We start from the raw sequence: 25,572 nt of genomic DNA, 5'->3' as shown, positions 1-25,572 counted from the left end.
ATTATTAAAAGAGGTATGCCTTTAATAAAAGCATACCTCTTTTAATATATATATATATAACAGTTTTTTTATTTTATTTTTCTGCTTCCTGGTTTAACAATCTCAATTTTACCTTCTTTACATATTGGGCACTCTTCAGCATCATAACTTTCAATGTTAATTTCTTCTGCACTGTAGATTGGAAGATCTAAGTTACTGCTCTTTCTGTCAATTACACATGCAATTCCTATAACTTCTCCACCTAGTTCTCTAATAACCTCTGCTGTTTCTAATGATGACTTACCAGTTGTAACAACATCTTCTACTATTAAAACCTTCTCACCTTTTTCAATTGTGAATCCTCTTCTTAATGCCATTTTTCCGTCAACTCTCTCAGTAAACACATTTGGCTTACCTAATTGGCTAGCAAGTTCGTATGCAGGTAATATTCCTCCCATAGCAGGTCCTACAATCTTATCAACATGTACATTTCTATCTTTAATCTTTTTAGCTACAACAGCCATAACCTCTGCACCCATCTCTGTATTTATAAATAATTTTGCACATTGGCAATATTGTCCGCTGTGTCTTCCTGATGATAATAAAAAATGTCCTGTTAAAAGTGCTCCACACTCTCTCATTATTTCAAATACTCTACTCATATTATTAACCCTCCATATTGTATTGTTTCTATTCTATATGATTCCTCTTATTTCATCTAAACTCTTAATATTCTGTTCAATCATGAATTTTTCAATTCCTTCTAATATCTCTATTGGGGCACATGGATTGTAAAAATTCGCACTTCCCACTGATATTGCCTCTGCCCCTGCCATTATAAACTCTATTGCATCTTCCCATGTGCATATTCCGCCCATGCCAATTACAGGTATGTTTACATTTTTGCATACCTCATGTACCATCCTTAAGGCTATAGGTTTTATAGCAGCTCCTGATAGTCCTGCATATACATTTTTAAAAATTGTCTTCCTATTATATATATCAATTCCCATTGCTTTAAAAGTATTTACTAATGATATTGCATCAGCACCTGCTTTTTCACATGTTACAGCCATATCCACAATATCCTCTGCATTAGGAGATAATTTTACAATCATAGGCTTCTTACATACAGCTTTAACCTCTTTTACAACCTTGTAAGCATCTGCGCTTTTTATTCCGAAGGCCATCCCACCTTCTTTAACATTAGGACATGATATATTAAGCTCTATCATATCTACATCACTTTCACTTAATCTCACTGCCCCTTCAATATATTGTTCAAGTGTGTTTCCACCTAGGTTAGCGATTATTGTTGTATTAATTCCACCACAATATTCTTCGTATTTTTCCATGAATGTATCTATTCCTGGATTCTGAAGTCCGATACTGTTTATTAAACCACCTTCAACCTCATAAACTCTTCTTCCTTCATTTCCTAGCTTTTCATTTATAGTTAATCCCTTTGATGTTATTGCCCCTAGTCTATCAACATCATAAAACTGTGCATAATCTTTTCCAAAACCAAAGGTTCCAGATGATGTAATAACAGGGTTTTTCATTTCAATACCAGCGATTCTACAAGTAAGATCTACTTTACTCATGCCAAATCAACTCCTCTCCAGAAAATACAGGCCCTTCTTGACAAACTCTTTTTATTCCCCATTTTGTTTCACAAACACAGGCTAAACATGCTCCTACACCACATGCCATGTAATTTTCCATAAGAACTAATGACTTAACTTTGTTTTTTCTACACTCTGATATAACCTTTTTCATCATAATTTCTGGTCCACATGTAATAACTAAGTCGTAGTTTTCAACAGGTAAGTGGTCTGTTATATAACCTTTTACCCCTTTTACTCCCGTTTCTGTGGATATCTTTATTGAATTTACATTTTTTTCCACATTTTCCACAGAATAATCCACAGACTTAAATCCACAAAATAAATCTATTTTCTTTTCTTTCAACTCATTAATTAGCTGTGTTATAGGCGCTACCCCTATTCCACCAGTTACTACAGCAATTTTCCCTTCAATCTTTTCTATTTCATCTATATCAAATCCATTTCCTAAAGGGCCAAACATTTCAATAGTATCTCCTTCAGAAATCTTTGATAACTCTTTAGTTCCTTTACCTTTTGCCATATATAGAAATGATATCCCATCTTCTTCTACACTGTGTATACTGATTGGTCTTGGAAGCATTGTGTAGTTCTTCTGCGGTTTAATCATATAAAACTGTCCACTTTTCCCCTTAAAATCACCTTGAAGTTTCATTAGATATATATCATCTACTACATTTCTGTTCTCTTTTATGAGAGCATTTTTATAGTTATTCATTCCAGTCACCAATTACCTTTCTCATGTCTTCAACTTCTTTTACAGCACATTCTATTGGATTAAGTTCCCCATTTTCGTACTTCTTGTATGCCATGAGAATTCCTCTTGATGAATTTACAACTCCACCATTTCCTTTGTGAAGTAATTTATTTACTACAGTTGCAGCTCCACCTTGTGCCCCATATCCAGGGATAAGGAAGAACATATTCTTGTATCTATTTCTTATTGCTTCACTCTCTTCTTCATGAGTACATCCAACTACTCCTCCGATAGAGCTGTATCCACAAGCACCTAAATATTTATTTCCAAGCTCATAGATTTGATCCCCAGTGTGTTCAAATACCGCTTTTCCATTTTCTAATTTTTCAAATTGAATATCTCTAGCCCCTTTATTAGATGTTCTTATAAGTGGGAAAATCCCCTTATCTCCTCTTTTAAGATATTCTTCATAAGGCTCTATACTATCCATTCCCATGTATGGGTTTACAGTGATAAAATCTGTTTCGAAATCTCCCTCAAAATGAGCTTTTGCATATTGAGCTGCTGTTTTTGCAATATCTCCTCTTTTAATATCACTGATAGCTAACATTCCATTGCTTCTTATATATTTTAATGTTTCTGCATATACCTTCAATCCCTCTAATCCTAATGCTTCATAGTATGATATTTGCACCTTGAATATTGCACACTTATCTTTTAGAGCATCTATTAGTGAAATGTTGTAATTTAGTATAGCTTCTGCAGGAGAGTTGAATTTCTTCTTGAACCCTTCTGGAATATAGTCATAATGTGTATCTAATCCTACACATACATTTCCCTTGTTCAAAACCGCTTCATGTAATCTATCTATTATCATTACTTTTCCCTCCTGTATATGAACTCACCATTTTTAATTGTAGCTTCTATTACTCCATAAAATTCTCTTCCTAATAGAGGAGTGTTCTTTCCTCTTGAAACAATATTTTCCTCTTTAATTAATTGAGTTTTCTTTAAATTAACTATTGCAATATCCCCATCATATCCCTCTTTAATCTTACCCTTTTTAAGATTAAGTATCTTAGCTGGATTAGATGACATAAGCTCACTTAGCTTATTCAATGTTACCTTTCCACTTTTCACAAGTTCTGAATAACATATTGGGAATGCAAATTCTATCCCTGATATACCTGGCGCTCCATTTTTCTTATCTTCTAATGTATGAGGAGCATGATCAGTAGCTATTGCATCAACCGTACCATCATTTATACCCTTTATAATCTCCATTACATCTTGATTTTCTCTAATTGGAGGATTAACTCTGTAATCACTTATTCCTTCAGGATTCATTATGTGATGAGGGGTAACCTCACAGGTTACATTTACTCCGTTTTTCTTCCCACTTCTAATAACATCTATAGCCTCTCTTGTACTTACATGACACATATGAAGTCTACCGTCCACCTCTTTTGCTATTTGAACATCTCGTTCAGTCATGTTGTTCTCTGCATCTCTCATATTATCTGCTGATGAATCCTCTGCATGAGACATGAATATCCATTCTTTTTTATTACATATATTAAGGATACTTCTCATTACCTTATCATTCATTACACCTTTTCCATCATCTGAAATACATTTTACTTTTTCAGAATCTAAACCTTCAAGGTGAGAATAATCATCTCCCATTAGACCAGATGTTCCTGCAATACATTGATTTATATCAATTAATCCTATTTCTTTATTTCTATTGTTTATTATATTAAGAACTTCCATATTATCGCATACTGGGTTTGTATTTGCCATCAATGTTACATGGGTATACCCACCTTTTGCAGCAGCTTCACTTCCACTCTCAATATCTTCTTTATATGTGTATCCAGGCTCTCTAAAGTGTGCATGGAGATCTATGAAGGCAGGCATTAAAACCCCTTCCCCCATAGTTCCTTGTGCTTTTCTTTCTATTATGTTAGCTATTTTTCCATCTACTATTTGCACATCACCAAATAATGTTCTATCACAATCAACAATCCAATAATTTTTTAGTTCCATACTTTTATTTTTCATTAAAAAGGACTATATTCTCCATCACAGTATTCGCATCTATATATGCCCTTATTACCGCTTGCTAGATAAAACTTATTTGGGATATTGCTTTCTATACTTGTGATGCATCTTGGATTATTACATTTTATGATGTTTTCAATTTTCTCTGGTAATTCAAGTGATATCTTATCAGTTATAACTCCGTCCTCAATGATATTTATAGTTATATTTGGGTCAACAAATCCTAAAAAATCATAGTCAAGATCTATATGCTCGTCTATCTTAATGATATCTTTTCTTCCAACTGCGTTACTGGATACGTTCATTATAAGAGCAACTGGTGTTTTTGATTTATTTAATTTAAGGTGTGAGAAAATCTTCTCTCCTAATCCCGCTTTAATATGATCTATTACGATTCCTTTATTAATACTATTGATTGTTAACATTATTCATCCCTCCCTAATAACTTAAGAATTAATGCCATTCTTGCATACATACCATACTTAACCTGGTTAAAGTATTTTGCTCTCTTGTTATCATCAACGGAAACATGTATCTCGTTTACCCTTGGAAGTGGATGCATAATTATCATATCTTCTTTTGCATTCTGAAGTTTTTCATTAGTGAGTATATATCTATCCTTAAGTCTCACATAATCATCTTCATTGAAGAATCTTTCTCTTTGAACTCTTGTCATGTATAGAATATCTAGTTCTTCAATAACCTCATCGATTTTCTTAACTTCTTTATATTTAATATTATTTTTTTCTAATATTTCTTCTTTAATATAATTTGGGATTTTTAATTCATCTGGGGATATTAAGTAGAATTCTACCCCTTCATATCTAGACATAGCTTTTATAAGTGAGTGAACAGTTCTTCCGAACTTAAGGTCACCGCATACACCGATTTTAAGATTTGTTAATCTGTATTTTAATGATTTGATTGTTAATAGATCTGTTAATGTTTGAGTTGGATGCTGATGTCCTCCATCTCCTGCATTAATAACTGGAATTGCTGAATTCATAGCTGCAACCTTTGGAGCACCTTCTTTAGGATGTCTCATAGCAGCAATATCAGCATAACATTCGATTGTTTTAATTGTATCTGCAACACTCTCTCCCTTTGCAGCAGAGCTTGAAGCAGCCTGTGAAAATCCAATAATACTACCTCCCAATCTAAGCATAGCTGCCTCGAAAGATAGTCTTGTCCTTGTACTTGGCTCATAAAATAAAGTTGCTAATATCTTACCTCTACAAGATTGTGAATACTTCTCTGGATCCTCTATAATCTTCTGACCTAAATCAAGAATCTCATAGATCTCCTCAACTGATAAATCCATTGGATCAATTAAACTTTTTCCTAACATATTTACTCCTCCTTCTAAGTCTCTCTGTACTTTATTAAAGGTGGAAGGTTAGCACAAAATAAAAAAGCGCTTTCCCTACAGGAAAGCGCACTAAGTCCAACTAAAAATATACGTTATGTGCTATCTTCCTTACTGATGTCTCGCATCAGATTAAAGGTCTTTAGTAGAATTTACTACAAATCCATTATAAAGTCAAGCCTCTTTTTAAAGTTTTTTTATTTTAAATTATATATATCCCCCTCATAAACTCTATATTTTTAACCATAACCCCATGCTATACCCGTTTTATGAATCAAATAATATTTCTAATTAGAAATATTATATTTACCAAAAACAATATAAGATATTCTGATGAATGAAAAATATCTTCCTAATTTATTCTTTATTCTTTTTTCTCTATTCTTTGTAAAATAGATCAATGGAGTAGTTTATCTTTACAAATTACTTTTTACAATCTTTAATTTATATGAGATAATTATTTCTGACAATATGTTTATTACCAAGGAGGAGAATCATGTTAGAAAATACTAAAGAATTTCACGCTTATGTGGTTGAAAATAATATACCTATGACTATATCAGAATCATTAAAAGGATATAAAATCTTTAAGGTACCTGAGGTTCAAGAATTTAATAGCGGCGCTAAAGCTAACATTCTTGTTATGCTTACAGATGATGACCTTCAAGTTGAAATATATCTTCTTAACTTGCTTACTGTAAGTGAAGGTAAAGATAAAATAGCTATATATGATTACATAAATAGATTAAACACTCAATATCCACTTTCAACATTCTTTGAAAACGATGGTCAAATAAATGTTAGATGCACTATACCATTCAATAATAATTTCAACTCTCAGCTTATTATTGATATGATTAATTATCTTAGACAGACTGTTGATGAAGAATATGATAGATTAAGACACTTATGTTAAAAAGTACGGTTACCCGTACTTTTTTTATCTAGTCCTAATTCTTTCACCTGATTCATCATAAAATTTCAAATCACCAGTATCGCATTCTTTTGAATAAAATCTATAAATATACAAGAAACTCTCATCCTTTATTTCTTGTTTTATAGTTGCACCTGAAACAAAAGTTAGTGTGAAATAATCAGCATTAATGTAACTATTATCCCCATATACAACTTTTAAAACTTCACATTGATTCCAGGGCGTTCCTTGTCCAGTATTATAAGTACCGTATCTAAATGCTGCTACAGGACCTCTACCACATCCGCTACCTCCAATATACCTATATCTTTTTTCAATTTTACAATCATTTTCCTCAAAAATAGCAAGTCTATAAGGTCCTTCATAGTACTGATATAAAACAAAATACTCATCTTTGTTATACTTTATTTTAATAATATGAACATCATCAATATCTGTATCTGATCTTTTATCTCTTTTTATTACTGCTTTAATAATCCTCTTTTCATCACTTATATCAACACCTGAATAATAATATACCACTTGAGATACTACAAAATATATTAGTATGACCCCTATGATAACTATTATATTTTGCTTACTAATTATCTCCTCACTTTTAAAAAACTTATTTTTATTGTTATCCATTAAAAATAGCCTCCTGTAAATTAATCCCATTTAATTATATCACTATCACTATATCCCTTCCAGTAATTACTAATCAATTTCCTTAAAATAAACAAAGCATTCTAAAAAATAGAATGCTCTTTTATACATATTTACTAAACTTAATCAAACTTCTTTTGTTTTACTAATATAATCATATTCAACAGTATTAATCCAATAATCACCCCAGCTAAATTATATTTGCTCTGATAATTGTTCTTTAGCAATCCAAACAAAATAAAATCACCAGTATATTTTCCCAATGTACTTCGTTCAAATACATAATAACAGAAACTAATTAAATATCCTGCAGCCATACTCCTTGTAATATTGTGCACTGTAGTGCATATCATTCCTAAAAACAGTGCTGTAATTACTGCACCTGGAACAAACTGAAATACTTCAAAATTCCCATGTCCAATCTTCCCAAAAGTAATTACAATTGAAAAGAATGCTAAAATAGTTATTATTCCAATGAGTATTCTAATGATGAAAGAGTTTATTATACTCAGTTTCTTAGACCTTACAACTTCATTAGTATTTTTGTTTTCAGGCTCCATAATATTTCCTAAAATCATTATTCCAAATAAACTTAGATACAACTCAAACAATTTCACCATTTCTATGTGTTCTATGAGTCTGAACCCTACCACAACTGGTAATATCCCTATTAGAATTGCAGCGATGATATAATTTTTCCCTGCAACAATTTTTATATTATGCTTTAAAAAACTTAAATTTACCTTTAATCCCTCCATTTATATTACCTCTTTTCTTTTCAAATATTATGGAGCATATTATTACCAAAATAATTGATATGATTACATAGAAACCTCTATTTGCTAAGAATTTAGAGTAATTATTCATAAAATAATCATACTGATATGCTGTATTAAATCTAATAATATATTCTGTTAAGTTAAACTTCCCAATTAACTCGCTTGTAACATTAATTTGCCATAATATAAACTGTACTATTATAGCTATAAGTCCATTTTGGAATATAACTGAAATTATCATGGTCAGTGCATTAACAAATAATATAGTTGGTAAAAGCCAAATAGTTGCATACTTGAAGAATATCCATAGATCAATCTCTATACCATTAAGTGCAAATTCTCTATAAAAATCAATTGTCACATATCCAGCTAACAAAAGAATTACCCCATACATCAATGCTGATACAGCTAGATATTTCCCTATAACATATGCAAATGGTGAGAATTTCTTTGTATAGATTGTTTCCATTATATTATTTTTCTTGTCTCTAATTAGAATATATGCAGCAATGAATGCAGTAAAAAAACCAACTGCTATGTTAGTATAATCACAAAACTCTCTAGCAAACCCACCTGTTATCTTATCTTTTTTAATGAGTTTTTCCATCTTATCATTATATTCTTTTTCTGTTTCATTCAGAGTTGAATAAGCCTCAATATCATCAGCTGTATATTGGGATCCCCCTTCTAAAAGGGTATCAATTTTACTTGTTGTTTCAATTAACCCTGCCATGTTATCTTGATTTTTTAATTCCTCAATATATTTTGTTATTTGATTTTTTTGCTTATCATTAAAAGTATATTTTTTTGCTAGGGCTAGAGGATTATTATACTTATATGTATATCCACATAGCAAATCACGTTGCAATTTGTCAACTATATCTTTTTTTACATATTTGAACTTTTCTTCTTCTCTTATGAAGTTTGGAAAAAGTCTATGAATAAACATCATATTTTCAAGTGTATAATATGTGTTTCCTCCTAATAATTTATCAAGCTCATTAAGTCTTTTAAACACGTCACTATTACTGAATTCATAATAACCCTTAATATTTTCCTCTGTTATTCTTCCATTATCAATCTCACTTTTAATAAACTCATATGTGCTTTTTATTGCTTTATTTTGTTCAAGGCTTAATTCAAGAGTACTTGACCCATATGAAGATTTTTTTAATGTATATCCTTTATCACTATCATGATCCAATTTATCTATTGTAAAAAGAAGAAATTCATAATGACTTGATGGTTCATATATATTTTTAGAATAATTTTTCTTAGGTTTTTCCATAACTTCAAACCTTGAAGGAGCTTTACCAAATTGAGTGAAATGGAACATTAAAATTACAAACATGAATAGATAAAATGTTATGTTTTTAAGTTGATGTTTTATTTCCCTTTTAAAGATATTAAACAACATCTACATCCCCTCCTTCATAACTCTCATATAAGCATCTTCTATGTTAGGAACCATCTTTTCTGCTGTTTCATATGGCTTGCTTTCGCTTAAAACACGAACTCTCACAGTATCTCCTTCTGAAACAGTAGATAATATTTCATATTCTTTTCTAATATCATCAAGCTTTTCTCTATTAATATTAAAACTCCATACCTTATCCTCTGCTTTTTTTAACAGCTCAGAAACTTTACCATTAAATCTAACCTTTCCTTCTTTTAAAATTGCAAGATTCTCACAGGTAAATTCAACATCTTCTACTATATGAGTAGAAAGAATTACTACTCTATCCTCTGAAAAATCCCTTAAGAGATTTCTGAATCTTATTCTTTCTTCTGGATCCAATCCAGCAGTCGGCTCGTCTACTATTAACACCTTTGGATTATTTATAAGTGCTTGTGCAATTCCTAGTCTCCTTTTCATTCCTCCTGAAAGTGCTCTTACTTTAACTTTTTTATGAGGGGTAAGATTAACCTTTTCAAGCAATTCATCAATCTTTAACCTTCTTTGTTTTTTATTTTTTATTCCTGAAAGTATAGCTAAGTAATCCATAGCTTCATATATACTCATATTTCCGTACATAGAAAAATCCTGTGGTAAATATCCAATTATCTCTCTGATTCTTTTTTTATTCTTTATATTTAGTTCTCCTATTGTTACCTCTCCACTAGTTTTAGGAATCAAGGTTGTTAAAATCCTCATAAGTGTAGTTTTACCTGCTCCATTAGGACCAAGTAAGCCATACATCCCTTTTTCAAATTTCAGATTTATATCTTTAAGAGCATTTTTAGCCCCATAGTTTTTGCATAGATTGCTTATTTTAATTTCCATAGCTATACCCCCACTTTTCATTCTTTACAGTCTTTTCTTTAAGAATCTTACTCTCATTTTCATTATTTTGAATGATATTTCCAACTGTTAATAATAAAACTCCTGTTGCATACACAACAAACTGACTAAATTCATTATTAACTCTTATAAGAATAAAACTTAGAAAATATATTGACGATAATAGTGCAAAATTTCTAATTCTTAGTTTTAAGATTCTTCTTTTATTTTCTGCTATTATTTGTTTCTCTTTTTCAATTTGCTCTAATTCTTCCACCTTGTCCCAAACCTTTGAAATAAATTCTGTATTCTGCTTAATCTTATCTGCCCCCATTATCCATCACCTCTCTATCAAAATATATTTCCCCTAATTTTTTTCTTGCCCTGTACATGAGAATCTTTATTTGTGCCATATTTTTATTCATTACTTTAGCAATTTCTTTATAAGAAAGCTCCTCGTACTCGTAAAGATATATAACAGTCCTGTAATCCTCTTTAAGATTATCTAAACACCCTTGTATTGTTTCAATTTCTTCTCTTTTAATCACTTCATTTTCTGCTGAAAGATGATTTTCCTTTGTTGAACTTGATAAGTAATACGCTGGTTCAATATTATCTACAAAGTTGATAGGTTTATTTTTTCTGATATAGTCAATACTTTTATTTTTAATTATTGTAAAAAGATATGTTTTAAATGAGTATTTTCTTTTATATTTTGCTCTATGTACATATATATAGGCAAAGGCTTCTTGAGCTATATCCTCAGCTATATACTCATCTGTAACATATCTCTTGGCGAAGGCAATAGCACTTTCCTGATACTTAATCATCAATTCTTCAAAGCTATTTTTATCACCATTAATAAAACTGTCTATTAGCTTTAAATCCTCCATTTTTATTCCTCTCAATCAGTTATTGATATCTCAGCTATATATATAATTCTAATCACTATACCGGTCTAACAATTATAATTATATTTTGTATAATAATGTATTTCCACCTATTATTCGTTTGAAAGTGAAAAAAGTTACAGTGATTTCATTGAAAATTTTTAAGCCCATTCTGATTTAATTCAGAATGGGCTTAAATGAATGTTTTAGTATCCTATTAAAATTATTAATTAATATAAAGATCTTCCGTTATTATTACAGTTAAATTTTTATGTCGTCTTAATATTGTAACTGGACATTCATTTGTTTCTATTCCATTTAATAATTTATTAAATGCATCTTTCTTATGTATACCATTAACCAATAAAATAATCTTCTCTGCTCTCATGATATCTTTAATCCCCATAGTAATTGCTTCTGTAGGAACCTCTTTCATAGTTTTAAAATACCTTGAATTATCTTTTCTTGTTTGTTCATCTAATTTTTCAACATGAACAGAAAGATTAAAATCTACACCTGGCTCATTAAATCCAATATGACCATTTACACCTAGCCCCAGTATTTGAAGATGTATAGTGTTTCTTTCAAGCAATACTTTATAATCTTCACATGCATTATACAAATCTCCTACACCACATGGTAAATGTGTATTCTCTTCTTTTATATCAATGTGATTAAATAATTTCTCCTTCATAAATCTATTATAACTATTTGGGTGATTTCCATCTAATCCTACATATTCATCTAAGTTAAATGTCTTAACATTTTTAAATGATATATTTCCACTTTTATATGCTTTAATTAAGTTACAGTAAGTAGAAACAGGCGTTCCCCCAGTGGCTAATCCCAATATAGTTGAATCATCCTTATTAATTTCTTCCATAATTATTCCAGCAGTAACCTTACCCATTTCATTAATATTTTTCACTTTAATTATCTTCATATCTACTCCTTTTCATATTACATACCTTATTATTTAACATCTGACTTTACAGTAAAAACCAGTTGATGCTACAATAATAGTAACTTATAATTTACAAATTGTATTTATCTAATAGAATACACATTTTGCACTATATAACATTAAGTTTCTATTACATAAGGAAATAATAACTACCCATTTATATAAAATATCTTTGCGAGGTTGATGAAATGAATTACAAAGTTGATGGATATGAATTAACCACTTTAAGTGATGAAATTAATGTACAACATTTAATATCTGTTCATTATTTTGAATATTCTAAAAATTACATATTTGAAGGTGAAAAACATGATTTTTGGGAATTTCTTTATGTAGATAAAGGGGAAATTAATGTTATGGCAGATGATAGAAAATATATCCTTAAAAGAGGTGAAATGATTTTTCATAAACCTAATGAATGGCATAATGTTATTGCAAATGGTAAAGTGGCACCTAATCTAGTTGTCATCGCATTCGACTGCCAAAATGAGGCAATGGAGTATTTTTATAATAAGGTTGTTTCAGTTGATACACGAATAAAATCATATTTAGCCAATATTATTAGCGCAGCTAAAGATGCTTTTAAATCTGACTTAAGTGATCCTCAACTTAAGTCTTTAAAGAGAAGAAAAAAAAGTAAATTTGCCTCAGAACAATTGATTAGAATGAACTTGGAATTACTATTAATAGAAATGATTCGTGGAGAAGAAGAATACTCAACAGTTACTCGAACCTCTCCAAATATACGTGAATATGCACAAGAAGAAAAAGTTGGTGTTATTATAAATATTCTTAAAGAGAATATTCATGAAAGTCTCTCACTCAATGATGTTTGTAGACAAACCTTGCTTTCAAAATCATCATTACAAAAGATTTTTAAAGAAAGTATGCAAGTGAGTGTAATGGAATACTTTAAACAACTTAAAATTGAAGAAGCTAAAACATTAATTAGAGAAGGTAATCATAATTTCACTGAAATTTCTAATATCTTAGGTTATAACTCAATTCATTATTTCTCCAGAATCTTTAAAAATGTCACTGGAATGACACTATCTGAATATGCAAACTCTGTAAAACTACACATCAAGTAAAAACAAATGGAGAATTGAGAATGGAGAATTGAGAATGATGGATGTTTCTGATTACTCAGAAACTACATTTTATTGGTCTTTGGACAATGAGAGTTTACTCATTTTATCCATTGTATTTTAAATACAATGTTTCATTATTAATGAAAGGAGTAAAACCCTATTATCCAAGAAACAATAAGATTAAAATTTCTCGAAGAGAAATGTCAATCATTCTCCATTATACATTATCCATTCTACATTTCTTTAAAACTCTCCTATTCCTTTATTTGTTATGAACTATATTTTTTTAACTTACATAGTTACAAAATAAAAAATGTTACACCATTCTAAAATCAATATTCTCAGGAGGTTGATAATTCTTACGTACGTAATCAATATCTTCTATATTTAATTCACGTGCTTTCATTTGAAACCAAAGCTCACATAATACATTATTTCCTTCTCTAATACGCTCTAAATTCATATTAAAAAATACTTCTAATGCCTCCCAAAGTTCCAGTTTAAAAGTAGCTTGGGCAGCAATTAAATCAATCTCTTCTGTAAGTTCTTCTTCATTTGAAATTAGTTTATTATATATAGACCATACTTCTTCATATAATCCTAAATTAAATAAAATATCAAGATGTTCAACCATAAAGTCTTCTTTAAAATGCATTACCTTAACCTCTCCTAGTTTTTTGTATGCTATTTTATAATATTTCAAAGCATTTTTTAACTCTCCTACTTTTTTATATAAAGCTCCAAGAGTTCTAAAGTAAAGACAAGAATATGTGTCTTTTGAAGACTTAAGCATTAAATTGATAGCTTTCTCATCATCACCATTTTCAGAGTACATTAAAGCTAAGTGTAAGCAATGAACCTCTGTATTTTCAATATCAGTACTGTACGCTTTTAATAAATACTTTTCCCAGTTACGGTCAACCATGAAACTTATTGTTTCTTTGTTTAAATCATAATCTTCACTTCTTGATTTCTCCATTAATTGCTTCCAATACTTTTGCTCATTGTTAGTGCTTTCTTCTACAAAAGACATACTTTCAATATTAAATGGAGTATTTTCTCTCTTTAATCGATGTAATTCTAAATATCCCCAACCATTTCCTATGTTAAGTAATTCTCTAATTGAAAGAATAGAATTATTCTTCATCTTTAGTTCCAATTCTTCAAGCTGTTTATTTGAAGTTCTCTTGAAAACCTCATATTTAACATAGTCATTTGCTTTATCATACTTATCATATATTTTATTAGGCTCATCAACTTCAAAAGCTCCAAAGATCTGCATGAATGAGATTTCCTCTTGTGAAGAAAGGGTTTCACTATGAAGTTGTGTTGGATAAATACCTGCTTGTATTTCTACATATTTATCTGCATTATTTTCAGAAAGATATTCTTGCCATTTAGTTCCCCCTTTATGCTTGCCCCAGCAAAACATTTTCCTATACCTTAGCTTTTTAGTAGAACACTCGAAAAATAAGAATCCATCCTTATAACCTACTGCTTCCCATGGATATATTTCCTCCCTAGATGTTTGATAGAAATATTCATTTGATCTATGAAAATTCCTTGGATAAGAAACATCTCCATCTATTCCATCTAAAAAAGGCACCTTGCCACTAGCAAATGTATTTACCATTTCCCCTCTATCATTAGTATATGGCTTAATGTAGATAACATCATTGGTACTTGAAAAAACCCGTGCCTGATTCATTTCACTTACCGCAGTATTAGACCAATAATAAAGAGGTGTTTCTTCATTATTGGGGTTTATGATTTTAGTATATGTGACTAAGTAATCAGACTCTTTAGGCAAATAAAAATCTATTTGATAAAATAGTTTTTTCACTCGCTCATATTCATATAATCTTAAACATTCTTCATTGTCTGAATTTAAATATACTCCAAAATATACAGGCTCACATGTTAAAAATGTATGTCCAAAATGTCCAAGGTTCCACTCTATACCTCCAGAAAACCAAGCATTCCTAAGAGCTAAATTAGCAGGCTGAAAAACTGGATTTGAACTTAAAAGTTCTCGCTTTAATTTTTTATTATATATTGAATAAATTCTTCCCCCATATTCAGGGAAAAAAGTTACCTTAAGCACCTCATTTTCATATACTATTGTTTTAATCTTTATTTCTCTTTTATTTCGAGAATAATGATTCTGCATTCTATATGGCAGTACCCTAAATGATGAGTGTTTTCCAAAACCACCACTTATGTGCATTGGAACATTTTCATGAACTTCTACATTTTTATGTTCATGTAATTCCCTTAATATAGGTAATGGATTTTCACCATCAATTAATGCCCCTTGTAAAGTAATGTATCTGGATTTTATCCCCATATTCTCACCTCTATTCTTTAAATTTTCAATGTAAGTACACAAGTATTTACCCTTTCAATCCACCACCAGTTACACCAGCAATAATTTTTTCTGATAAGAATATATAAAGTATAAATGTAGGCAAAAATACAATTACAACTGCTGCAAACATACCTGCCCAATCTCCAATGTATCGCATTGATTGTATCATTGAGTATAACCCAACAGCAACTGGTCTTAATTCAGACTGGTTAGCGAATATAAGAGCCATAAAATACTCATTCCATATAGTAATGAAGTTAAATATAGTTACTGTTATAATTGCAGGTTGAGTTAAAGGTAAAATAATTACCCAGAAAGTTCTCATAGGGGAACATCCGTCAATGGATGCAGCTTCCTCATAAGTGGTTGGTATTGTCTTAAAAAATGTAATCAAAAAAAACAAAGTAAAAGGTACATTAATACATATATATAGGATTATCAGTAAAACCCTTGAGTTTGCTAGTGAAAGCTTAGTTACTAGAGCAAATAAAGGTAAAATGATCATAATCTGCGGTATCCCTAAAGCAGATACAAATAAACTTTGAATTATTTTATTACATGGAAATTTAAATCTAGCTAAAACATACGCTGCTGGAGCAGCTAGTAGTATTACCCCAACACAGGCTGAAAAAGTGTAAATAAGAGAGTTCATAAAATATGTTGCAACATTATGTGTAAATAAAGCCTTAATATAATTACCTGGATGAAACCCTGAGCTTAAAACTTTCCCATTAAAAATTCCTGGTGTTGTAGAAAAGGAGGCAACAATGATCCAACCGATTATGAAAAATGTAAATAGTACCCAAAGGTTTAACATAGCATATCCTGGAATCAAAGAAGAATTTCGTTTGAGTTTAGATTTGAATTTTCTATTCATATGATTACCTCCTTAATATTCATATTTTTCTTCTTTAAACAATTTTGATGTTACCACGAACATAATAACTACTATAAGTGTTAAAACTATACCCACTGCTGCACCAGCCCCTACATTACGGTCCGTTACAACCATATTGTTACCAAATACCATTTGATACATATATACCATCGGTGCTACTGTACCTGGTTCAGGATTTAATGGTGAGAATACTTGTGACCATATGAAGAAAGCTACTGAAGTAATTGTCCATAGGACAATATTTGTTCTAAAAACATCTTTTAGCAAGGGTAGTGTTATGTGACGAAATTTTTGAAATCCATTTGCACCAGCTAAGGTCGCTGCTTCATAAAAATCTTGAGGGATACGTTCGATTGCAGCCATAAAAATCAACATATAATACCCTACCATTCCAAAACAATATGCAATAAGTAAACTAATAAAAATCATATCTGGGCTAGTCCACTGAATTGATGCAGCCTTTTTCATTCCAATCGTTTCAAACACATTTTTTAATAAACCATATCTAGAACTATAAACATACTGCATCCACATTGTTCCCATTGCTACTGCTGATACAACATTTGGCAAGTAAATTATAGCTCTATAAAAAGATTTACCTTTTACACCTGATGTCAGAATAACTGCAAAAGTTATTGCAAGAACAAATACTATGATTCCACCCCAAAACCAAATATTAACAAGATTTTTCATTGATTGTATAAACAAACTACTATTCTTAAGAAATAAATAGTTATCGTAGCCTACAAACTTCCATTTACTTATTGAGTCAGTTATATTTTCCACATGGTAAAAACTCATTATTGCTGTTCTTATGGATGGATATAGAAAAATAATAATATATGATAATATTGCTGGTGTGAGAAATACAATAATCATCGATTTATTTTTTTTCATGTCATTCTCCTTAAAACAATCGTCATACATGCAGCTATTAACCTATACATGTATGACGATCAACATATTTATTTACTTCTTCATTGCATTTATGAATTCTTCTGCTGTAATCTGTCCAGATAACAATTTAGTGAATGCTTCTGCAATAACAGGAAGTTTATCTGTATCTGCTTGAATGCCTGCAGCCCATGGATAAACTGTATCTAATTGTTCAAAAACTGACTTAGCTTCCAGTAGTTGTGTTGGCCACTTAGCTTCACCACTTACTGGAACACCAAATGATTTTTCTGCAATAGTGCTATCCCATTTACCAGTAGTTAAATGCACAAGTAATTCAAAAGCAACATCTTTGTGTTCACAATTCTTGTTTATTTGGAATGCTTGTGAACCATAGTTAGCAGCACTTATACCATCAACTCCACCTTCAATAGCTGGATATGAGAAAGTACCCCATTTAAAATCTGGCCCAGTTGAACCCATGATTTCATTTACTAGCCATGTACCATTAAGATACATTGATACAGTTCCTGCAGCAACGTCTTGTTGTCCTGCTGGCCACTTATTTGCTCCAACAGTCTCGCTTAAATATCCTTTATCAGCTAGCTCTTGGAAATCTTTAGCTGCTTGCATAACAGCTGGATCATCCCACATTTTATTAGATTTATCTTTAACTAATTCTTCTACCCAAGCAGAACCTTTAAGTCTAGCAAGGTGATATCCTAATAACGTATCTATATAAGCATCATCTGTTGTTAAAGGAACATATCCTGCACTTTTAAGTTTTGCACATGCATCTAATAATTCTTCCCAAGTTGTTGGTGCTGCTTCAATACCAGCTTTCTCAAAGTGTTCTTTATTATACATAACTGCAAATACAAATGGTTGGTATGGAACTGCATACACACTATTATCATCAGAGAAGTATCTCGCTAATTCCAATAGGTTCCCCATTACCACCTCTTCATAAGGTTTACTGTTAGTACCAGGATATTCTTTTTTAATATACTCATCAAGATTTAATGCGTAACTACCCCAGTTCTTCGTTACACGCTCTAGATCTTCGTCCCATATATCTATAACCTGACCATTATCAAGTGCTGGTTGAAGTGTTTTACGTATTTCACGCCCGTTCCAATTAACCTTGATCTTTACCTTTGGATGAATCTTCATGAAATCATCTATTGCTTCTTTTAATGCCTGAGCTTGAGGTTCAGTTGAATTCCACATTGACCAATAAACCAGTTCCCCAGAAAGCTTTGAATCACTTCCGCTTTGTTGATTATCTGTTTTCTTTGAGCCGCATGCACTCATGAATATACTAAGAATAATTAGTAATACAATAGAAAATTTAATTTTTTTCATAATAGCCCCCCTGAAAATATTTAATTTATAAATAACTGTTAACAGAATGAGTTAACAATATCCACCATTTTTTCAAAATTAATTTCCATTTCTTTTACAAACTTAAACTGATTTTTTGCCCTTATTAAGTTATGCTTCTCTTTATGAACTTTGAAGTATTTATCCCCTTCAAGATAATCTGTCAAGAATCTCATACCACACTCAAGAGTCATAATTATTGCTGATTGAGGTAGCAGTTGGATTTCTTTTTTAGTTAAATCACCTTTCAACATCTCTAAAAAACCTTTGGTATAAGCTTCAAATCTCTTAAAATCCATCTTTAGGAGCTCAAGATTTTCCTCATCTTCAGCAACAGTACTTGAGCATGATCGAATAGCATCCCCAAAATCATATAATGTACTCCCTGGCATAACAGTATCAAGATCTATAACACATTTCCCTTTTCCTGTTGCATTATCTAGTAAAACATTATTAAGTTTTGTATCATTGTGTGTTACTCTATATGGTATTTCCTGATTTTCCAATGCTGAAAGAATTATATTTGTAATAGGTTCATGCTCCATAACAAATTGTATTTCTTTTTGACAAAATTGACTTCTATTATAAGGATCCTCTTTTAAAACTTCCATGAACCTTTTAAAACGTTTAGGAGTGTGATGAAATCCTACAATTGTCTCATGTAGACTTTTAACAGGATAATCTTTAAGCATTTTTTGAAATTTACCAAAAGCTTTTCCTGCATTGTAGAGCATGTTAATATCCTCTGCAAAGGTATACCCTGTAGCATCTTCAATAAATACATATGCTCTCCACCAAGAACCACCTTCATCTTTGTAGAAGGATTTATTATCAACAGTTCTGATAAGTTCGAGAACTTGATAATCATCATCCCCCTCTTCTTCTTTTATCATATCCCTTAAATATAAGGTAACATTCTCTAAGTTCATCATTAATAATTTAGTTTCTTTAAAAACCAAGTGGTTTATCCTCTGCAAAATATAGTGAACAGTTTCTTCTTCATTTTCTTCAAAGGTCAACTTATATGTATCATTAATATGACCTTCACCATATGAAACTCCTTCTTTAAACGCACCTTTGAAATTAAATTGAGAGCATATTTTCTCTAGTTCTATTGTGTTTGTCATTACTTATACCTCCCATAGTTTATTAGGATACTTCCCTTCAAGTATCATTTTTGAAATAGCCTCCATAACTTTAAGTTTATCTTCGCTGTAAGTTACACCATACCATTTCTCATGAGTTTGAAGCACTTTAACTATCCCTTTATTATTCTTAATGATTTTATCAACTACATACGGCAAGAAAAATTCACATTTCAAAGGATTTTCTTTAATTGCCTCTGTTAAAAATTCTTCTATTAAATTTGATATTTCTTCAATCAGAGATATATTGAATCCCCACATGTTCATTGAAACCACACTGTTTTCATCTAATTGATTCCAATTATTCTCTTTGTCAAGAAATTCAATCTTAGATCCTCTTTTTTCAATATGAGTTCTTTCAACTATATTAACTAAATTACTCTTATCATCTACTGAACATACTCCTCTTGATACATAACCATTCTCTGTAACGGTATTGATTAGCTTGTACACAACCATTGCATAGTCATATTCACCTAACCTTTCCTTACTGAGAAAGTTATAGATTTTTATAAATGCATCTTTACCATAGTAATCATCTGCATTTATAACTGCAAAAGGAGCATCTATAATATTTCTTGCCGCATAAATCGCATGAGCAGTACCCCAAGGTTTTCTTCTATCTGCTGGTATTGAAATTCCATCTGGTAAGTCATACAATTCTTGAAATGCGTATTCTACATTAATAAATGCTTCTAACCTATTACCTATTGTTTCTTTAAAATCCTGTTCGATTATATGATTAATAATAAAAACTACTTTCTTAAATCCAGCCTTTACAGCATCATATACTGAATAATCAATTATTAATTCACCATTTGCTCCTACTGGATCTGTCTGTTTTAATCCACCGTATCTACTACCGATACCTGCGGCCATTACAACTAAAATCGGCTCTTTCATAAAACCTCCAATATTTAATTTTTATTCCAGCAACTTAACTACATTATATACGGAAAAACTCATCAAGTATTTACCATATATGCCACGGAATTTGCACAATATTCCAATTATTCATGTTTAAAATTACTACAACAACAAAAACACTACTCTCAGTAGTGTTTTACGTTACTCTTTACTTTCATCATATAACTTCTTTAATGAATCAAGTTTATTATTGTATTCATCTTCAGACAGAATACCTTTTTCTTTTATAGATAATAAAAACTCACTTTTCTTTTTGAATTTATTCTTTTTTCTCTCAATCTTTTCATATTCTTTGTACTGAGATATCTTCAATTCAAGTTCATTATCATTTAAAATACCATCATCTCTTAATTGAATTAACTGATCTACAATATTATCTGTGGATTTCTGATTGTTTTCTTCAGTATCAAAATTTTCTTTTATTTTCGAAACAATATATATTGAACATGTAACTATTGTTGAAATAATTATCATTGTTGAAACCCCAATATATCCTTGTGTATCATAAACTGAACCGAATGCTACTAAAAACTTAAATAGAACAAATGAGATTATCATACTTAATATAAAAATAAATACTATCAAAACCTCAACCCCTTTTATTAATTATCATCTTTCTTTTCCAATAATTCATATTCTTCCAATTCTGAAGCATACAACATATACATGTCATTTTCCGCTGCATCATACTCTTCTTTTATAAATCCTATTCCTTTTACATAATAATCTCTAACTACTCCACCTTTAAATATAGTGGTTACCTCTAGTGCATTAACATATCCTATCCTCGTATACATCCCTTTATCTATTCCTGTAATAATAGATAGTGAATAGTTATTTTCCCATGATTGTCCTAACTTAACTGGCCCTTTTAATACTGTATAGTTTGAATTAGGTTCTTCTTTAAAATAATTTTTATTTTCATCGTACCCCTCTCCTGAAGCATATATTCGCCTAACATAATCCTCTCCAATTTCATAAACAATTCCACTTTTAATTGCAGTATCACTATGTTCTACAAGTATTTTATTCTCAAATCTATCTTTAATAACTTCAGTGTACCCTCCATTTTCAAAACCACCAGTGTATTTTCTTTTAATTTTTTCAGTTGGAAAATACTCTAATATACTTACCTCTTTTCTATCTTCAACTTCTCTATATATTGTTTCTTCTAATCCTTGAACATGTTGAAAACATACATCTTTACCTTCATATAGAAATTTAACTCCATCTATCCATTCCCCCTCATAATCAGGTTGCAGAAAAGCTGATACTAGTCTTGTTATAGTTGCCTCCCCTCCAGATGTTCCCTGGAACTTATTACTTGCCCAAGATGGTATTGGGTAGTGGTTTCCTATTTTTTCATGCTTTTCTTTTAAATCAATATATGCAATTTTTTTATTTCCTTCATTTTTAATTTCTTTAACACTTATAGGTAGTCCCTCAAAAATATACAATGATAAATTATGAGCTAGTTCTTGCAGTTTCTCCTCTAATTCTAACTCTTTACTCATAACACAGTATGATGAGACATATTTTACCATTGAATTTCCATCAACATTATATAATGGCATAAAATCAATACTCTCACTATTCATTCCATCTTTTAAAACTGCAATAATACTTGTTTGATGTCTTAATTTAGTTTTAAGGTTACTATTCTGCTCTAAATAATGTTGATAATACTGTTTAAAATAATCATACTCTAACTTTTCAGCATCCTTCTTTTTTAAATTATCATTCAATAATTTTTCATTTTCTATCTTTAACTTTATAATTTCTTTCTTCTGTTCATAAAATTTCCCATTTGATTCTTCTAGCGCTTCTTTTTTCTCTTCAATTTCACTCTGCATTTTAGATATCTTATTCTTTAATTCATTTATTTCATCATTTGCTTTTGAATCACAACTTATTAAACTTAGGGATGCAGCTAAAAAAACACTACATGTAGCAATAATTCTTTTAATCCTCTTCATATGAACCCTTACCTTTCTATATTGTTTTTCATACAACAAAATAATCTAATAACCACTTTTAATTATATACAGTTACTTTTTACATATAGTTACATTTAAGTTACATTGTACAAATTTCTATTCTCTTAAATTATAAAAAAACAAGGACAATTATAATTACTTGTCCTTGTTTTTTTATATTATTCAATTTAAAAATCTTTCTATATATTAAATTAACTGCGCACCAACAATTTTTCTATTAATCTTTTTATCTACTATTTCTGTTTCTTTATTTCTAATTTTTATTCCACATAAACCAATAAAATCATTTTTTTCAATTAAAATATCTTTTTTAAACATACAATACACCCCTCTATAAAATACTTAGAATCTCTATAGCTATCCATACTCATTCGAACTCTTCACCTTAAAATCACTATTTCCTTTTGTTCTACAAATACCCATTAACACTTTAAACATCTCCTTTAAGTTATTTTTTTACTTCATTCAAATTAGATAAACATACTATTGAAATTAACAACTATATTTTGAATTTTTCTCTCTTCTTCTTTCTCAATTCTTTTTAATTCTTCTTTGTACTCTAATTTGTACTCTAATAATGCTGCTAAATTGTTTTTCTTAAATAATAAATTTCTCATACTATCATCTCCTTACTACATTCCCATAAATAATCTGCTGTGTTCAACTGCTCTTTTAGCTTCTTGGTCAATTCTCTTTAACTCTTCTTTGTACTCTAATTTGTACTCTATTAATGCTGCTAAATTATTTTTCTTAAATAATAAATTCTTCATACTATCATCTCCTTTACTACATTCCCATGAATAATCTGCTGTGTTCAACTGCTCTCTTTGCTTCTTGGTCAATTCTCTTTAACTCTTCTTTATATTCTAATTTATACTCTATTAATGCTGCTAAATTATTTTTCTTAAATAATAAATTCTTCATACTATCATCTCCTTTACTACATTCCCATGAATAATCTGCTGTGTTCAACTGCTCTTTTAGCTTCTTGGTCAATTCTCTTTAACTCTTCTTTGTACTCTAATTTGTACTCTATCAATGCTGCTAAATTATTTTTCTTAAATAATAAATTCTTCATATTATCATCTCCTCTACTACATTCCCATGAATAATCTGCTGTGTTCAACTGCTCTCTTTGCTTCTTTATCAAGTCTTTTTAATTCTTCTTTATATTCTAATTTGTATTCCAATAATGTTGCTAAATCGTTTTTCTTAATAAATAATTTCTTCATATCTATAACCTCCATCCTATCCATAGCTATCCATACTCATTCGAACTCTTCACCTTAAAATCACTATTTCCTTTTACTTTACAACTACCTATTAACACTTTAAACACTCTCCTTTTATAATTTTTTTACTTCATTCGAATTAGATAAACATATTATTATAACTTAGAACTATATTTTGAATTTTTCTCTCTTCTTCTTTCTCTATTCTCTTTAACTCTTCTCTATACTGCAATTTATACTCTAATAATGCTGCTAAAGAATTTTTCTCTAAAAATGATTTCTTCATACTATCAACCCCTTTACTACAGTCCCATAAATAATCTGTTGTTATCAATTGCTCTTTTTGCTTCTTGATCAATTTTCTTTAATGCTTCTTTGTATTCTAATTTGTACTCTAATAATGTTGCTAAATTATTTTTTTCTAAAAATGATTTCTTCATATTATCAACTCCTTTACTACATTCCCATGAATAATCTGCTGTGTTCAACTGCTCTTTTTGCTTCTTGGTCAATTCTCTTTAATTCTTCTTTGTACTCTAATTTGTACTCTATCAATGCTGCTAAATTGTTTTTCTTAAATAATAAATTCTTCATACTATCATCTCCTTACTACATTCCCATAAATAATCTGCTGTGTTCAACTGCTCTTTTTGCTTCTTGATCGATTCTCTTTAACTCTTCTTTGTACTCTAATTTGTACTCTATCAATGCTGCTAAATTATTTTTCTTAAATAATAAATTCTTCATACTATCACCTCCTTCATTACATTCCCATAAATAATCTTGTGTTATCAATTGCTCTCTTTGCTTCTTGGTCAATTCTCTTTAACTCTTCTTTATACTCTAATTTGTACTCTAATAATGCTGCTAAATTGTTTTTCTTAAATAATAAATTTTTCATACTATCATCTCCTTTATTACATTCTCATAAATAATAAGCTGTTTTCAATTTGTCTATCTGCTTCTTTATCAAGTCTTTTTTGTTCTTCTCTGTACTCTAATTTGTACTCTAATAATGTTAGTAAAGAATCTTTCTCTAAAAACTTTTTCCTTTTCATACCTATCACCTCCATTTTTTCAAATTACTTCAATTTTTTTGCATAATAAAAGCCGTAGTTTATCCTACGGCTTTTATATTTAAGCATCTGAAAAAGGCATAATGACACAAATGCATAAAAAACCGCAGAACTCAGTCTGCGGCTTATAATCTTAAATTAATTTTTTGCAAATTAAAGTTATCTATTATAGGCTCCTGATAGCAGACCAATATTGAATATATTTGATTGTAAGTTATTAACTGTTGCAGTGTAGACTTTATTATGTTTAAAGTTATTACTCATTCTTCTTGATCTCCTTTCAGAATTTTTTAAATTCTCATATTTGTAATTTTTTTCTTACTACGATATTCATAAT

The 25,572-nt window shown here is 30.1% G+C and carries 36 protein-coding genes; 2 read left to right on the top strand and 34 right to left on the bottom strand.

The annotated features are described in order from the left end of the window. Window positions 1-68: 68 nt before the first annotated feature. The 7 genes from pyrE to pyrB are packed head-to-tail and all read right to left on the bottom strand — an operon-like array spanning window position 69 to window position 5,713. Window positions 69-641 (bottom strand): orotate phosphoribosyltransferase, encoded by a 573-nt coding sequence (gene pyrE / locus OW730_RS09250; protein WP_271228738.1) that lies wholly within the window; start codon window positions 639-641, stop codon window positions 69-71. Window positions 642-674: 33 nt separating this feature from the next. Next, the gene (locus tag OW730_RS09245; RefSeq protein WP_271228737.1) at window positions 675-1,583 is read right to left on the bottom strand and encodes a dihydroorotate dehydrogenase; all 909 of its coding nucleotides are present in this window, start codon (window positions 1,581-1,583) and stop codon (window positions 675-677) included. Further along, the gene (locus tag OW730_RS09240; protein WP_271228736.1) at window positions 1,576-2,322 is read right to left on the bottom strand and encodes a dihydroorotate dehydrogenase electron transfer subunit; all 747 of its coding nucleotides are present in this window, start codon (window positions 2,320-2,322) and stop codon (window positions 1,576-1,578) included. The genes OW730_RS09245 and OW730_RS09240 overlap by 8 nt, the downstream gene beginning before the upstream one ends. Continuing rightward, complete coding sequence (gene pyrF, locus OW730_RS09235) at window positions 2,315-3,178, bottom strand: orotidine-5'-phosphate decarboxylase (protein WP_271228735.1); 864 nt, start codon at window positions 3,176-3,178, stop codon at window positions 2,315-2,317. Before pyrF ends, OW730_RS09240 begins: the two co-directional genes overlap by 8 nt. Continuing rightward, a complete protein-coding gene (locus tag OW730_RS09230) occupies window positions 3,178-4,365 on the bottom strand; it encodes a dihydroorotase (RefSeq protein WP_271228734.1) in 1,188 nt (395 codons plus the stop codon). Before OW730_RS09230 ends, pyrF begins: the two co-directional genes overlap by 1 nt. After that, window positions 4,365-4,790: an aspartate carbamoyltransferase regulatory subunit gene (locus OW730_RS09225; protein ID WP_271228733.1), complete on the bottom strand. Its 426-nt coding sequence runs from the start codon at window positions 4,788-4,790 to the stop codon at window positions 4,365-4,367. Before OW730_RS09225 ends, OW730_RS09230 begins: the two co-directional genes overlap by 1 nt. After that, entirely contained in the window at window positions 4,790-5,713 is a 924-nt protein-coding gene (pyrB, locus tag OW730_RS09220; RefSeq protein ID WP_271228732.1) for an aspartate carbamoyltransferase, read from the bottom strand. The genes OW730_RS09225 and pyrB overlap by 1 nt, the downstream gene beginning before the upstream one ends. Before the next feature lie 514 nt (window positions 5,714-6,227). Here pyrB and OW730_RS09215 point away from each other — a divergent pair. Next, window positions 6,228-6,647 (top strand): hypothetical protein, encoded by a 420-nt coding sequence (locus OW730_RS09215; protein WP_271228731.1) that lies wholly within the window; start codon window positions 6,228-6,230, stop codon window positions 6,645-6,647. A 24-nt stretch (window positions 6,648-6,671) separates the two neighbouring features. On the opposite strand, the gene OW730_RS09210 is transcribed toward OW730_RS09215, so the two are convergent. The 7 genes from OW730_RS09210 to nagB all read right to left on the bottom strand — a co-directional run bounded on the left by OW730_RS09210 (window position 6,672) and on the right by nagB (window position 12,203). Then, a complete protein-coding gene (locus tag OW730_RS09210; RefSeq protein ID WP_271228730.1) occupies window positions 6,672-7,292 on the bottom strand; it encodes a hypothetical protein in 621 nt (206 codons plus the stop codon). A 140-nt stretch (window positions 7,293-7,432) separates the two neighbouring features. Continuing rightward, entirely contained in the window at window positions 7,433-8,068 is a 636-nt protein-coding gene (locus tag OW730_RS09205) for a hypothetical protein (RefSeq protein WP_271228729.1), read from the bottom strand. Beyond that, window positions 8,028-9,506, bottom strand: a complete 1,479-nt coding sequence (locus OW730_RS09200; RefSeq protein WP_271228728.1) for an ABC transporter permease — start codon at window positions 9,504-9,506, stop codon at window positions 8,028-8,030. Before OW730_RS09200 ends, OW730_RS09205 begins: the two co-directional genes overlap by 41 nt. Continuing rightward, a complete protein-coding gene (locus OW730_RS09195) occupies window positions 9,507-10,373 on the bottom strand; it encodes an ABC transporter ATP-binding protein (RefSeq protein ID WP_333781268.1) in 867 nt (288 codons plus the stop codon). Then, a complete protein-coding gene (locus OW730_RS09190) occupies window positions 10,363-10,704 on the bottom strand; it encodes a hypothetical protein (RefSeq protein ID WP_271228727.1) in 342 nt (113 codons plus the stop codon). The genes OW730_RS09195 and OW730_RS09190 overlap by 11 nt, the downstream gene beginning before the upstream one ends. After that, the gene (locus OW730_RS09185) at window positions 10,691-11,263 is read right to left on the bottom strand and encodes an RNA polymerase sigma factor (RefSeq protein ID WP_271228726.1); all 573 of its coding nucleotides are present in this window, start codon (window positions 11,261-11,263) and stop codon (window positions 10,691-10,693) included. The genes OW730_RS09190 and OW730_RS09185 overlap by 14 nt, the downstream gene beginning before the upstream one ends. 223 nt (window positions 11,264-11,486) lie before the next feature. Continuing rightward, a complete protein-coding gene (gene nagB / locus OW730_RS09180; RefSeq protein WP_271228725.1) occupies window positions 11,487-12,203 on the bottom strand; it encodes a glucosamine-6-phosphate deaminase in 717 nt (238 codons plus the stop codon). A gap of 209 nt (window positions 12,204-12,412) precedes the next feature. On the opposite strand from nagB, the gene OW730_RS09175 reads away from it, so the two are divergent. After that, window positions 12,413-13,315, top strand: a complete 903-nt coding sequence (locus OW730_RS09175; protein WP_271228724.1) for an AraC family transcriptional regulator — start codon at window positions 12,413-12,415, stop codon at window positions 13,313-13,315. Window positions 13,316-13,631: 316 nt separating this feature from the next. Here OW730_RS09175 and OW730_RS09170 read toward each other — a convergent pair whose 3' ends face one another. The 20 genes from OW730_RS09170 to OW730_RS09075 form a co-directional block, all read right to left on the bottom strand. Next, the gene (locus OW730_RS09170; RefSeq protein WP_271228723.1) at window positions 13,632-15,662 is read right to left on the bottom strand and encodes a DUF5107 domain-containing protein; all 2,031 of its coding nucleotides are present in this window, start codon (window positions 15,660-15,662) and stop codon (window positions 13,632-13,634) included. A 46-nt stretch (window positions 15,663-15,708) separates the two neighbouring features. Next, on the bottom strand, window positions 15,709-16,560 hold the full coding sequence (locus OW730_RS09165; protein ID WP_271228722.1) for a carbohydrate ABC transporter permease: 852 nt from the start codon (window positions 16,558-16,560) through the stop codon (window positions 15,709-15,711). 12 nt (window positions 16,561-16,572) lie between these two features. After that, on the bottom strand, window positions 16,573-17,478 hold the full coding sequence (locus tag OW730_RS09160) for a carbohydrate ABC transporter permease (RefSeq protein ID WP_271228721.1): 906 nt from the start codon (window positions 17,476-17,478) through the stop codon (window positions 16,573-16,575). Between the two features lie 72 nt (window positions 17,479-17,550). Continuing rightward, window positions 17,551-18,840 (bottom strand): ABC transporter substrate-binding protein, encoded by a 1,290-nt coding sequence (locus tag OW730_RS09155; RefSeq protein ID WP_271228720.1) that lies wholly within the window; start codon window positions 18,838-18,840, stop codon window positions 17,551-17,553. A 38-nt stretch (window positions 18,841-18,878) separates the two neighbouring features. Then, a complete protein-coding gene (locus OW730_RS09150) occupies window positions 18,879-19,985 on the bottom strand; it encodes a phosphotransferase enzyme family protein (protein ID WP_271228719.1) in 1,107 nt (368 codons plus the stop codon). Between the two features lie 3 nt (window positions 19,986-19,988). Beyond that, entirely contained in the window at window positions 19,989-20,906 is a 918-nt protein-coding gene (locus OW730_RS09145; RefSeq protein ID WP_271228718.1) for a nucleotidyltransferase family protein, read from the bottom strand. Between the two features lie 165 nt (window positions 20,907-21,071). Continuing rightward, window positions 21,072-21,515 (bottom strand): hypothetical protein, encoded by a 444-nt coding sequence (locus OW730_RS09140; protein ID WP_271228717.1) that lies wholly within the window; start codon window positions 21,513-21,515, stop codon window positions 21,072-21,074. 17 nt (window positions 21,516-21,532) lie between these two features. Continuing rightward, complete coding sequence (locus tag OW730_RS09135; protein WP_271228716.1) at window positions 21,533-22,906, bottom strand: hypothetical protein; 1,374 nt, start codon at window positions 22,904-22,906, stop codon at window positions 21,533-21,535. A gap of 207 nt (window positions 22,907-23,113) precedes the next feature. Then, window positions 23,114-23,245: a hypothetical protein gene (locus OW730_RS09130; RefSeq protein WP_271228715.1), complete on the bottom strand. Its 132-nt coding sequence runs from the start codon at window positions 23,243-23,245 to the stop codon at window positions 23,114-23,116. 152 nt (window positions 23,246-23,397) lie between these two features. Continuing rightward, entirely contained in the window at window positions 23,398-23,544 is a 147-nt protein-coding gene (locus OW730_RS09125; protein ID WP_271228714.1) for a hypothetical protein, read from the bottom strand. Window positions 23,545-23,559: 15 nt separating this feature from the next. Further along, window positions 23,560-23,697 carry a hypothetical protein gene (locus OW730_RS09120; RefSeq protein ID WP_271228710.1) on the bottom strand — a complete coding sequence of 46 codons (138 nt, stop codon included), beginning with the start codon at window positions 23,695-23,697 and terminating at the stop codon, window positions 23,560-23,562. Between the two features lie 16 nt (window positions 23,698-23,713). Beyond that, the gene (locus OW730_RS09115) at window positions 23,714-23,851 is read right to left on the bottom strand and encodes a hypothetical protein (RefSeq protein ID WP_271228710.1); all 138 of its coding nucleotides are present in this window, start codon (window positions 23,849-23,851) and stop codon (window positions 23,714-23,716) included. Window positions 23,852-23,867: 16 nt separating this feature from the next. Further along, the gene (locus OW730_RS09110) at window positions 23,868-24,005 is read right to left on the bottom strand and encodes a hypothetical protein (RefSeq protein WP_271228710.1); all 138 of its coding nucleotides are present in this window, start codon (window positions 24,003-24,005) and stop codon (window positions 23,868-23,870) included. Between the two features lie 16 nt (window positions 24,006-24,021). Next, window positions 24,022-24,159, bottom strand: a complete 138-nt coding sequence (locus OW730_RS09105) for a hypothetical protein (RefSeq protein ID WP_271228713.1) — start codon at window positions 24,157-24,159, stop codon at window positions 24,022-24,024. 139 nt (window positions 24,160-24,298) lie between these two features. Beyond that, window positions 24,299-24,445, bottom strand: coding sequence for a hypothetical protein (locus OW730_RS09100; RefSeq protein ID WP_271228712.1), 147 nt, complete (start codon window positions 24,443-24,445; stop codon window positions 24,299-24,301). A 16-nt stretch (window positions 24,446-24,461) separates the two neighbouring features. Continuing rightward, window positions 24,462-24,599 carry a hypothetical protein gene (locus OW730_RS09095; RefSeq protein ID WP_271228711.1) on the bottom strand — a complete coding sequence of 46 codons (138 nt, stop codon included), beginning with the start codon at window positions 24,597-24,599 and terminating at the stop codon, window positions 24,462-24,464. A 16-nt stretch (window positions 24,600-24,615) separates the two neighbouring features. After that, on the bottom strand, window positions 24,616-24,753 hold the full coding sequence (locus OW730_RS09090) for a hypothetical protein (protein WP_271228710.1): 138 nt from the start codon (window positions 24,751-24,753) through the stop codon (window positions 24,616-24,618). A gap of 15 nt (window positions 24,754-24,768) precedes the next feature. Beyond that, window positions 24,769-24,906, bottom strand: coding sequence for a hypothetical protein (locus OW730_RS09085; protein WP_271228710.1), 138 nt, complete (start codon window positions 24,904-24,906; stop codon window positions 24,769-24,771). A 16-nt stretch (window positions 24,907-24,922) separates the two neighbouring features. Then, window positions 24,923-25,060, bottom strand: coding sequence for a hypothetical protein (locus OW730_RS09080; protein ID WP_271228709.1), 138 nt, complete (start codon window positions 25,058-25,060; stop codon window positions 24,923-24,925). A gap of 16 nt (window positions 25,061-25,076) precedes the next feature. Further along, the gene (locus tag OW730_RS09075) at window positions 25,077-25,217 is read right to left on the bottom strand and encodes a hypothetical protein (protein ID WP_271228708.1); all 141 of its coding nucleotides are present in this window, start codon (window positions 25,215-25,217) and stop codon (window positions 25,077-25,079) included. Window positions 25,218-25,572 lie beyond the last annotated feature (355 nt).

The organism is Oceanirhabdus sp. W0125-5, from assembly GCF_027938815.1.
In the GTDB taxonomy this organism is placed as follows: domain Bacteria; phylum Bacillota; class Clostridia; order Clostridiales; family Clostridiaceae; genus Oceanirhabdus.
Note: the sequence above shows the minus strand (reverse complement) of the source record. Positions and strands in the feature narration are given on the sequence as shown.